We start from the raw sequence: 11691 nt of genomic DNA, 5'->3' as shown, positions 1-11691 counted from the left end.
AAAATCAGCGCTCAACCACGAGGCAGGAACACATCGGCCAGCAGTTGATTGCGCGGCAATCCCGCGAGGTACAGGCGCCGGGAAAAGGCGTCGACACTGTCGGGGGCTCCGCAGACTAAGGCCAGGGTTTGCCGGGAGACAAGCCGCAGTTGCGCCAATGCCTGCGGCAACTCGGCCGAAGTCCAGCACTCGACACTCAGGTTATCGCGGCCATCGGCCATGGCGTGCAAGGGTTTGGCCAGGTAATGCTCGTCGGCGTCATGGGCCAGGTGAATGACGCGAATGGCGCCCTGGTGATCCTGACGCAGCGCTTCGCGCAATACGCCAAACAGCGGACCTAAACCGGTGCCGGCGGCCAACAGCCACAGCGGCCGGGTGTGCCAGTCCGGGTCGTAATGCAGAGCGCCGCCGCGCAGTTCGCCGAGGCGGATCGAATCGCCGATCTTCAGCTGACGGGCCGCGTCGCTAAATTGCCCCGGCTGACGACAATCAAGGTGAAACTCCAGAAAGCGGTCTTCTTGCGGCAGGCTGGCCAACGAATAAGGACGTGCCACATTGCCCGACCACAACACCAGATGTTGCCCGGCGTTGTAGCGCAACGGGCGTTGCGGCGTCAGGCGCAGGCGCAGCACGCTGGCGCTCAACCAATCGACGGCGGCAACCTCGGCCGGAAGACCATCGACCTGGGGATCGAAGGTATGCACTTGCAAATCCTCGACCACCTGGCACTGGCACGCCAGGCGCCAGCCTTGTTGGCGTTGCTCTGCGCTCAAGGCATCGGGGCGGCTGTCGCTCGGTAACCCCTGCACACATTGGACCAGGCAGGCATGGCAACTGCCGGCGCGGCAACTGTAGGGGACGGCCACACCGTTTTGATTCAAAGCATCGAGCAGGTTACTGCCCGGTACCACCGACCAGCGGCGCTCGCCGACCCGCAACTCAGGCATCGACGTTCTCCCAGGCCGCCGCACAACGGTTGCGACCGTCACGTTTGGCGCGGTAAAGCGCCTGATCGGCGCGCTGCAAGGCGTCGTCGAGATCGTCGCCCGGCTCCAGCAAGGTCAGACCCGCCGACAAACTGAGATGGGCGACGTTGAGGCCGATCAGCTCGACACCGGTGAAGGCGATGCGCAACCGCTCACAGCACGCGGTCAGACGTTCGGCATCGCAATCGGACACCATCACCACGAATTCTTCGCCGCCATAACGCGCCAGCACATCGCCGTCGCGCAGGCACGCGGTCGCGACACCGGCAAAGGCTTGCAGAACCTGGTCGCCCGCCGCATGGCCGTGCACATCGTTGATGCGTTTGAAGTGGTCAAGGTCGATCAGCGCCAGCCCATGCATCACGCCAGCGTCCATGGCGTTCAGTTCGCGGGAGGCCAGGCGCAGGAAATGGCGGCGGTTGAACAGCCCGGTGAGTTCGTCGGTGGCGACCAGGTCTTCGAGCTGGCGCATCATGCCGCGCAGGGTGTCCTGGTGCGCTTGCAAAGCGAAGCGCCGCTGGCGCATGCGCTGACGCGTAGCCTGGACATAGCGGGCGTAGAGCACCAGCCAGATCAACACAATAAGCAACACGCACACTTGCAACCCGGCCAGCGCCGGGTCGTGGAGCTGAAAGTGGTAGCCCTCCCACAGCGTGATCGCACTGAAACTGAAAAACACCAACAGCGCACACCGCACCAGCGCTCGGCGCGAGAGATGGAACAGTCCGAAAAGCAGGATCAGCACGTAAAACACCAGAAACGCGCCGCGTGCCTCATCCAGATTGGCGATCAGCCAGGTTTGCCACCCCAGCCCCATCAACACTTGCGCTTCGGTCAGGCTGGGATCGGAAAAGCGCTGGTTGCGGCCGCTGTAAAACACCGCGAACAATGCCGCTTGGCTGATGACCACCAATGCAGTGCCGACGGCCAGGCTGGCCACCGGTTCATCGTAGTGTCCGGAGAAAAACGCCAGCCACAGTAGCATCAGCGCCAGGGCGTAAGTGCCGGCTGCAAGGGCAAAGCGTTTGAGTAAAAGCTGTTGAAGGGCGTTATGGGTCAATCGTTGACTCACCATGCGAAAGAAAGCTGTTTGAGTGTCCTACTCTACAGGCCGGGTGCCACTTTAGTGGCGAGCCGGATAAATAACCATACTATTTTTGGGGCAGAAAACTGGCGTCAAAAGCATGACCCGTTTTCGCTCATACCTGACCCTTGCCCCGATCCCTGTAGCAGCCGACGCAGGCTTCGCCAGCTGCTACAAGGGCCGCGGTGTTATGCGACCAACGATTGACTACCGGCGGGTGTGCCCGCAAGCGAGGCGCGCTATACTGCCGCGCCTTTTTAGCGTCGCGCCAGCAGCCCCGGCGTGCCTTGAAAGGTGCTTGCAACCGACCGATGCACCCAAGCTGCAAGCACCTTATTGAATGTTCCCGTCTTTTAGAGGAGCGCGACTCATGACCGTGATCAAGCAAGACGACCTGATTCAGAGCGTTGCTGACGCCCTGCAGTTCATTTCCTATTACCACCCCGTTGACTTCATCCAGGCGATGCACGAGGCCTACCTGCGCGAAGAATCGCCGGCAGCCCGCGATTCCATCGCACAGATCCTGATCAACTCGCGCATGTGTGCCACCGGCCACCGCCCGATCTGCCAGGACACCGGCATCGTCACCGTATTCGTTCGCGTGGGCATGGACGTGCGCTGGGATGGCGCCACCATGGGCCTGGACGACATGATCAACGAAGGCGTGCGCCGGGCTTACAACCTGCCGGAAAACGTCCTGCGCGCCTCGATCCTCGCCGACCCGGCGGGCGCTCGTAAAAACACCAAGGACAACACCCCGGCCGTTATCCACTACTCCATCGTTCCGGGTAACACCGTTGAAGTGGACGTGGCGGCCAAGGGCGGCGGTTCCGAGAACAAGTCGAAAATGGCCATGCTCAACCCGTCCGACTCGATCGTCGACTGGGTGCTGAAGACCGTTCCGACCATGGGCGCCGGCTGGTGCCCACCGGGTATGCTCGGCATCGGCATCGGCGGCACCGCCGAGAAAGCCGCCGTCATGGCCAAGGAAGTGTTGATGGAATCCATCGACATCCACGAGCTCAAGGCTCGCGGCCCACAGAACCGCATTGAAGAAATGCGCCTGGAGCTGTTCGAGAAGGTCAACCAACTGGGCATCGGCGCCCAGGGCCTGGGTGGCCTGACCACCGTGCTCGACGTGAAGATCATGGATTACCCGACCCACGCCGCTTCGTTGCCGGTGTGCATGATCCCGAACTGCGCCGCCACCCGTCACGCGCACTTCGTGCTCGACGGTTCCGGCCCGGCCTCGCTGGAAGCGCCACCGCTGGACGCCTACCCGGAAATCGTCTGGGAAGCCGGCCCGTCGGCCCGTCGCGTCAACCTCGACACCCTGACCCCGGAAGACGTGCAGAGCTGGAAGCCGGGCGAAACCGTCCTGCTCAACGGCAAGATGCTTACCGGTCGCGACGCGGCGCACAAGCGCATGGTCGAGATGCTGAACAAGGGTGAAACCTTGCCAGTGGACCTCAAAGGTCGTTTCATCTACTACGTCGGCCCGGTTGATCCGGTGCGCGAAGAGGTGGTGGGCCCTGCCGGTCCGACCACCGCGACGCGGATGGACAAGTTCACCCGTCAGATCCTTGAGCAAACCGGCCTGCTGGGCATGATCGGCAAATCCGAGCGCGGCCCGACCGCAATCGAAGCGATCAAGGACCACAAAGCCGTTTACCTGATGGCTGTCGGCGGCGCGGCTTACCTGGTGGCGCAAGCCATCAAGAAGTCCCGCGTGGTGGCTTTCGCCGAACTGGGCATGGAAGCGATCTACGAGTTCGACGTCAAAGACATGCCTGTGACTGTTGCGGTTGACAGCAAGGGCGAGTCGGTCCACATCACCGGTCCTGCCATCTGGCAGAAGAAGATCAGTGACAGCCTGGCAGTAGAAGTGCAATAAGCGCTTTAGCGGGCTAAAAAGCGGCCGGGGTGTCTGAATAGACGCCCCGGCCGTTTTTTTTGCGCAAAAAATAATGCCCATGGCATTAAAACCGAAGTGTTTACAACTACTCGGTCTAGAACTCCCCGCCTGACCTGTCAGATCTGACAGGTTACGAATGGCGCTCATCTTGTTAGCGTCTGATCCATCCAGCGACACCGTAGTTACGGGCGAGCGCCAGGCCAAACACAGGATCAGCCCCATGCAAGACCAAGCGTCCCTGAGCATCACTGAACCCTCTATCGCCAAAAGTGCATCCATCGCCACCATCGGTAAAAGCTGGGGCAAGGTGGGTCTGAGCGGAGGCGCTTCATTTGTACTGTCACTGCCTTTTTCGCCCGGCCGCGGCTGGGACCCTCAGCTCTCTCTGAGCTATAGCAGCCAATCCGGAAACGGACCGTACGGTGTCGGTTGGCATTTGAACCTCATCGCCATCACCCGCCAGACTAGCAAAGGGGTGCCTCGCTACACTGACGATGATGTGTTCCTCAGCCCAACGGGCGAACAGCTCATGGCCGAGCGCGATGGCGAAGGCAAGATCAAGTCCAGAGAAGAATCCGAATACAGAGGATTGCCCATCGGGGCTCACAGCGTGGTGCAATATTGGCCGCGGGTGGAAAGCTCCTTTGATGTGGTCGAATTCTGGCGCTGCGAAGCCAACCCCGATGGTTTCTGGCTGGTGCATGGGGCCGATGGCAGCCTTCACCTTTTCGGCAGGATAGAGACCGCGCGCAAGGCTGACCCACAGGACCCGAACCGGGTTGTCGCCTGGTTGCTGCAAGAAAGCATGAACGCTCGCGGCGAGCACATCTGTTACGAGTACAAACAGGAGGACCCGACCCAGGATCCTGACCCGCATGACTACCGGGCCCAGCGGTACTTGCATCGGGTGCTGTATGGCAACTTCGAGGCGAGCAGCCATTTGTATGGCTGGAACGTACTGAGATCTGCGCCGCCTTCATGGCACTTTCACCTGGTGTTCGACTATGGCGAACGCACGCGGGACCTGACTGAAAAACCTGTCTACGACGGCCCGACGCTTATGCCATGGCTGACCCGTAGCGACCCCTTTTCGTCCTATGGCCAGGGCTTTGAAGTCGGCACTCGCCGTCTCTGCCAGCAAGTGCTGATGTTTCACAATTTTCCGCTGCTGGGTGATGAGCCAGTGTTGGTCCGCCGCTTGCTACTGGAGTACTCGGTCACCGCAGAGCCCTGGTCTTACAGTCAAATCACTGCGGCGCATTATCAGGCGTACGACGCGAGCGGCACCGTGGAAAACATGCCCCCGGTGGAGTTCGACTATGCGGATTTCGAACTGAATAAACAGCCGACACCGTTCTTCCCATTCGAGAACATGCCGGGCATCGAAGAAGGTCAACGCTATCAGTGCGTTGATCTGTTCGCAGAAGGTCTGCCGGGCTTCCTGTGTCGTTATGACCAATGCTGGTACTACCGCGAGCCGCTGCGTGACCTGACCGGTGGCGATCACATCAGCTATGGCCCGTGGACAGCGCTCGGCGAAATCCCGGTCGCGGATCGCAACCAGCAAGCGCATCAAGCGCTCATGGACCTCACCGGTGACGGTCGCCTGGACTGGCTCGTTGCTCAGCCCGGCATGAGCGGTTTCTACACGCTGAATCCGGATAAAACCTGGTCAAGCTTCATTCCATTCACGGCGTTCCCGGCGGAGTTTTTCAACGTCCTTTCGCAGTTGGGTGATTTGACGGGCAACGGACTCAGCTCCCTGGCGCTGATCGGCCCCAACGCGGTGCGCCTTTACGCCAATAATCGTGAAGACGGTTTTGTCAGGGGCGAAGATGTCCTTCATAAGCCGATTGATGACCGTTTGCCATTGATCAGCAACTCACGCAGCGAACTGGTGTTTTTGGGCAATCTGCTGGGCAGCGACATGACCGAGTTGTGCCGCATTCGCCACGACGAAATCAAATGCTGGCCGAACATGGGGCATGGGCACTTCGGTACGGGGTTTGTCATGAGTGCCCTGCCCTTCAAATACGACACGTTCGACGCGGCACGGGTACGGATCGCAGATGTAAACGGCTCCGGCGCCCCCGCGCTGATTTATCTGAATTCGGACGGATTCGAAATTTACCTCAACCGGGGTGGCAACGGTTTTGAGCAGGTTCCCATTCCGGTTGCCTGGCCCGAAGGCGTGCGTTACGACAACCTGTGCCAGGTCACGCTCGCCGATCTCCAAGGGCTCGGCTGCACCAGCCTGATCCTGACCGTACCGCACATCAAACCCCAACACTGGCGCTATGATTTTGTCAGCGCCAAACCGTATTTGATGATCGCCAGCAATAACAACATGGGTTGCAGCACCGAGGTGGTGTATCGAAGTTCCGCGCAGTACTGGCTGGACGAAAAACAGCGAATGCTCAAGTTCAAGCGCCTTCCCGTTTGTTACTTGCCTTTCGCTATGCAAGTCGTCAGTCAGCAAACCCAACGCGACGAAATCACCGGCAATTGCCTGAATCAGTTTTTCAGCTATTTCGAGGCTTGGTACGACAGTCAGGACCGAGAGTTCCGTGGCTTCGGACGGCTGCACCAAACCGACAGCGAAACCGCCTCGGACGAAGACGAAAGCTTCACTGCCCCGGCATTGGTCTGCACCTGGTTTCATACCGGCAGGCACATCGATATGCCGCGCGATGGTTACTTCAATCGCGATGACAAGGCACACCCGCTGGGCGACACGCTTTTTTGTCGATATCACCCGAGCGATGAGTGCGAAGAACTCATTACGCCGGCCGATGAAGCCACCGCGCACGAAATCGCCCGCGCCCTGTCAGGCTCTGTGCTGAGAATGGAAATTTACGCGGCGGATGACCCGGTCCCGGCCAATCCGTACCTCGTGGAACAGTCCCGATACATCGTGCGCCAAGTGCGTGAACGCGGTGAACACCACCCCAATGCGGTGCTGATGCCGTCGCTATTGGAAAACATCAGTTACCACTACGAGCGCTTCGTCGAAGACCCGCTGTGCCGCCATGTCATCAACGTGAACCGGGACGCCTTCGGACTGACAAACCACAGCATCACGGTCAGTTATGCCCGGCGCAGGACCGAGGACGATGAGCCGCCGTTTGACGATGTCGACGAACGCAAATGGTGGATTGACGCCCATGATCCGGCTCAACAGAGCTACTACCTGAGCGAAACCCGCGCCGAATTTATACACCTGTCCAATCTGCAAGGCTGGAGGCTTGGCCTGCCATATCGGCAACGCGGTAGCGCCCTGGTATTGCCCAAGGGACCAGCTCCAGCGGGCCTTAGCCCAAAGGGCATTGCCTATGAACAGTTTCGTGACCTGTTCAAGTCACCCGAATGGGTGGCTCAGCGAGAGCTGACCTCGCAATCGGTGCAGTGTTATCTCAAAACGGCTGACGGCACGCGGCTGCCGGACGGCACTGCCGACTTCGAAGCATTGGCGGGGCCACTGGAAGTCGCTCAATTGAACAAGACGGCGCTGGATGTCTATGGCGACGTCAGCCCTGCGATCGATATCCGGGAAGAACTGGCGAACATTGGTTATCTGCCCATGAAGCTGTTTCTGGGTACGGACAAAGAGGCCGACGAGGAGGAAGACCAGCAGCGCAATCTTTGGTCGGCCCAATACAGTTTTGCCAGGTATGGCGACCTTCAACATTTTTATAAGGTGACGCAGTTCAACGAAACACAAAGCCATGGGATCACTACGACCCGGTACGACGACTACAGCCTGATGAACATCAGCGTCGAGCTGCCGGATGGCTGTACCACAAGCGTTGAAATCGACTACCACTCACTGCAACCGGTACGCATCATCGATGCCAACGACAACGTCGAAGAAGCCCTTTACGATCCGTCCGGCCCGCACACGGTCACCTATTACGGCACCGAAGCCGCCCTGCCCGCCGGTTTCCTGCCCATCGCCGACTATCAGCGTCCCGAAGATGACAGCGCCGGCACGGCCATCGACGCCCCAAAAGAGACACTGCAAAACGCTGCCAGTACCTGGCGCAAGGATCTGTTCAGCTGGATGGGCCAGCTCCCCCCTTCCGTCCGGCAGACACCCGATTGGCTGACCGATGGGTGCGCGCAAGGTTGGGTGTTGCCAAGCCTTCACCTACGTGCAGGCGCACGGCGGCGACTGGCCCGGCTCAAGTCCCGGACGCCGGCCGAGCAGGCATTGTGGGAACGGCTGCCGAGCGTCCCACGAATTCCGGTGCACAGCGTCGTCCTCACCGCCGACCGCGACTATTACGATCAGACACCACAGCAAATCCACATCATCCTGAGCATCATCGATGGGTTCGCACGCCCCCTGCAAACCCAACAACTGGTTGAACCCGGCGATGCCTATCTCGTGGAAAACGGCGAACTGGTGATTGAAAACGGTCAACCAAAGGTTGCGCACGCCGATCGGCGCTGGCGCATCAGCGAACGCGTGGAATACAACAACAAGGGGCTCCCCGTTCGCACCTATCGTCCCTATTTCGCCAACACCTACGGCTACATCCATGACCACGCCTTCAGGCAGTTCGGTCACCACGACAAGAGCTTTTATGACGTCCTCGGCCGCCTGATCAAGATCATCAATGCCAAAGGCGATGTCGCGCTTGAAATAATCCACCCCTGGTACAAAACCAGCCTGGACTTCAATGACACCCACGTTGAGCCGCCTGCGCAACGACGCAAGGCAGCCGTGCAATGACCGGCGCATCTCACTGGAACACCCCCGCCATAACGTCCCATGACGCGCGAGGTCTGGCGGTGCGCCACATTGCTTACTTGCGCAATGTGGCCAATGGCGCCCTGGAACCTCTCGTCACCCGGCAAACCCGGGACGTGATCAGCCACCAGGTGGAGCAACGGGACCCGCGCCTGGCCGATACACCCACCCCTAACCTGAAGTCGGTCTATGGTCTTGGCGAATCCCCCGTCATGATCGACAGCATCGATGCCGGTAAACGGCTGAGCCTGACGGGGCTGGCCGGTGAAACACGCCAACGCTGGGACGGACGGGGCAATCATTGGCGTACCACTTACGACGACCAGTTGCGTGTGATTACGCTTGAAGAAAACGATCAAGGCCCCGTCGACCTCTTTACCTACGCCACCGCACTCGATGACCCGAACCACAACCTGCGCGGACGAATGATCAGGCAAGTCGATCCCTCAGGCGCTCTTGAGCGCCACAGCTTCAGCCTGCACGGCCAACCGTTGCGCGACAGCCGAACGATCACCGGTGTCGGCACCTTTACCAGTCAGCGGACTTACAGCCCGCTCGGCGCGCTGTTAACCCAGACCGATGCCGGTGATCATCAGCAACAGATGCAGTACGACATCGCCGGGCAGCTGCAACAGGTTCGACTGCGGCTCACGCCCACCGGGAGTTGGCTGCCCGTGCTGACAGCCGCCCGGTATAACGCCGCCAGCCAGATCATTGAGCAACGGGCCGGCAATCAGGTGGTCAGCCGCTGGACGTACGATGAGGCCGATGGTCGGCTCGATAGCCTGGCCGCCGGTGTGCCCGGGCAGGAGCTGCTCCAGCACTTTCAGTACGGTTATGACCGGGTCGGCAACCTGTTACGCATCGACGATCTCGCGTTTCAACCGGTGTACTTCAAAAACCAGCTCATCGATGGCCATCGCGCGTTTACCTATGACTCGTTGTATCAGCTGACCAGCGCCACCGGCCATGACGCCGCGCCGACCTCCGATCTGCCGGGCCGTCCGATGCCGAGCGATCCCAGGAACCGTCTCAACTACAAACAGACCTACGCCTACGATGGCGGCGGCAACCTGATCAAGTTGATCCATGAACGCGCGGTGGACGGCTATACCCACCAGATGTTCATAGACCCGTCCAGCAACCGGGGCGTGCGCTGGAAAACAGGCGACCCCGCCCCCGATTTCGACAGCGTGTTCGACCACCATGGCAATCAGCTGACGTCGTCCCCCGGAAGGCCGCTGCACTGGAACAGCCGCGATCAACTGGCCGTAGCGACGCTGATTGCGCGTGACGGCGCGCCCAACGATGAAGAAACCTTTCGCTACAGCCAGGGCACGCGCGTCTACAAGCGCCACGAAACCCATACGTCTACAACGAGGCATTTTCAGCAGGTGATTTACCTGCCGGGGCTGGAAGTCCGTACCCGCGACAACGGTGAAGCACTGCACGTCATCACCCTGCCGGGCGGCCGTGGCAGCGTGCGTTGCCTGCATTGGGTCAGCAAAAAACCCGACGGTATCGATCAGGATCAACTGCGCTACAGCCTCGACGATCACTTGGGTTCCAGCCTGATGGAACTTGATCAAAACGCCCGTCTGATCAGCCACGAAGGGTATTACCCGTTTGGCGGCACCGCCTGGCTAGCGGCGGATTCAGCGCTGGAGGTCAGCTACAAGACGGTCCGTTACTCGGGCAAGGAAATGGATGAATGCGGGCTTTATTACTATGGCGCTCGTTACTACGCGCCGTGGTTGCAGCGTTGGGTGAGTGCTGATCCGCAAGGGGCTGTGGATGGTTTGAACCTTTATGGGTTTGTGGGCAACAACCCGCTGCGTTATGTGGATCACGTCGGCGAGGAAAAAGCCGAAAACGTCATCCTCAACTATTCAAGATTCATTTCGGTCCTGGAAGGGCATGCCACTCAAACACTGGGACAAATCGACAACATCATCAATAAATCCAACGTTGCCCTATCGCTGGCGAAGAACCTGGTGGGTGAATCCATCAATGCGGGTATCGGTTTTGCCGGCGGCTTCTATGCCGGCGAAAACCTCGGCAGCCTGGTGCCGCAACACACGTCGGCAGGCAGCCTCAATGCTCAAGAAGTCATGCCTTTTTCCGGTGGCCTTACCGTCGGTAACTTCGGGGGTGAAATGGCAGGCCGTACGAGCCCGTCTGTGATTCCGACTTCTCGGCTGACAGGCCCGCTGATACCACAGACATCAACCATGTCCATCAAGGCGATTGACCATGGACTGGGTCTCGGCACGAGTTCAGACCCGATCGACTGGCTTGGCGGCGCCATCAATATTTTCTTCAACAACGTGGTCGGATCTGTGGTTCCAGGGGTGGGAGCCTTCCTTGCAATGGGCTCAAGGGTTCAGGAAGCCGAGGACATCAATAACGGGCTGGATCCGGTCAAGATCAACAAAATCGAGACAATGCTGGATGAGTGGGAATCCACAGAGAATCAACGCTATGCCAATTCCGTGGCCGCCTTCAAGGTCGTAGGCGTTGATGTCATTTACCCTGCCGATGTACTTCCCAATGTCAATCACATGACCCCTCGAAGCCTGCTGGAACCGATTCGCCTCAGCGAATTGACGCAACAGCATGAAAGAACGCAAGACTTGATACGCAGAAACAAAGCCGGCCTGGCGCTCTACAAAGAGAGTAGAACGACGGATAACCAGTTTTTGTTGAAGCAGGCACGCGTTGGAAAAAGCTCCCATGCAGCGGCTTGATGGACCAAGGACCACTCGCTCCATGTCTCGGGCTCATGGCCTGTGAGTGCCAGTACGTGAACGCGGCCGTCCATAGGGGCACCCCACGTCTGACAGCCACTGACGCCAGGGGGCTGCCGGTGCGTCAGGTGGTTTACCTGCGCAGCAAAGCCGGGGGTGACGTGGCATCACTCAACACCCGAGACGTCTATAACACTGCCGGGCAT

Annotated in this window: 5 protein-coding genes; 3 read left to right on the top strand and 2 right to left on the bottom strand. The window is 59.5% G+C overall.

What is annotated here, in order from left to right:
* Positions 1–11 precede the first annotated feature (11 nt).
* Positions 12–947: an iron-sulfur-binding ferredoxin reductase gene (locus KGB06_RS03115; RefSeq protein ID WP_223511798.1), complete on the bottom strand. Its 936-nt coding sequence runs from the start codon at positions 945–947 to the stop codon at positions 12–14.
* Positions 940–2046, bottom strand: a complete 1107-nt coding sequence (locus tag KGB06_RS03110; RefSeq protein ID WP_223511797.1) for a sensor domain-containing diguanylate cyclase — start codon at positions 2044–2046, stop codon at positions 940–942. Before KGB06_RS03110 ends, KGB06_RS03115 begins: the two co-directional genes overlap by 8 nt.
* 394 nt (positions 2047–2440) lie before the next feature.
* Here KGB06_RS03110 and KGB06_RS03105 point away from each other — a divergent pair, with 394 nt between their 5' ends.
* The 3 genes from KGB06_RS03105 (at position 2441) to KGB06_RS03095 (ending at position 11485) form a co-directional block, all read left to right on the top strand.
* The gene (locus KGB06_RS03105; protein ID WP_223511796.1) at positions 2441–3964 is read left to right on the top strand and encodes a fumarate hydratase; all 1524 of its coding nucleotides are present in this window, start codon (positions 2441–2443) and stop codon (positions 3962–3964) included.
* A 241-nt stretch (positions 3965–4205) separates the two neighbouring features.
* Positions 4206–8720, top strand: coding sequence for a SpvB/TcaC N-terminal domain-containing protein (locus KGB06_RS03100; protein ID WP_223511795.1), 4515 nt, complete (start codon positions 4206–4208; stop codon positions 8718–8720).
* Entirely contained in the window at positions 8717–11485 is a 2769-nt protein-coding gene (locus KGB06_RS03095) for an RHS repeat domain-containing protein (protein WP_223511793.1), read from the top strand. Before KGB06_RS03100 ends, KGB06_RS03095 begins: the two co-directional genes overlap by 4 nt.
* The last annotated feature ends 206 nt before the right edge of the window (positions 11486–11691 follow it).

Origin of the sequence: Pseudomonas sp. GL-B-19, assembly GCF_019956415.1 — a bacterium.
Lineage (GTDB): Bacteria > Pseudomonadota > Gammaproteobacteria > Pseudomonadales > Pseudomonadaceae > Aquipseudomonas.
This window is presented reverse-complemented; position numbering and strand designations above follow the sequence as displayed.

Bases quoted from the DNA above. Each gene is read 5' to 3' on its own strand.
- KGB06_RS03115 (WP_223511798.1), bottom strand. From the start codon at position 947: ATGCCTGAGTTGCGGGTCGGCGAGCGCCGCTGGTCGGTGGTACCGGGC.
- KGB06_RS03105 (WP_223511796.1), top strand. From the start codon at position 2,441: ATGACCGTGATCAAGCAAGACGACCTGATTCAGAGCGTTGCTGACGCC.
- KGB06_RS03100 (WP_223511795.1), top strand. From the start codon at position 4,206: ATGCAAGACCAAGCGTCCCTGAGCATCACTGAACCCTCTATCGCCAAA.
- KGB06_RS03095 (WP_223511793.1), top strand. From the start codon at position 8,717: ATGACCGGCGCATCTCACTGGAACACCCCCGCCATAACGTCCCATGAC.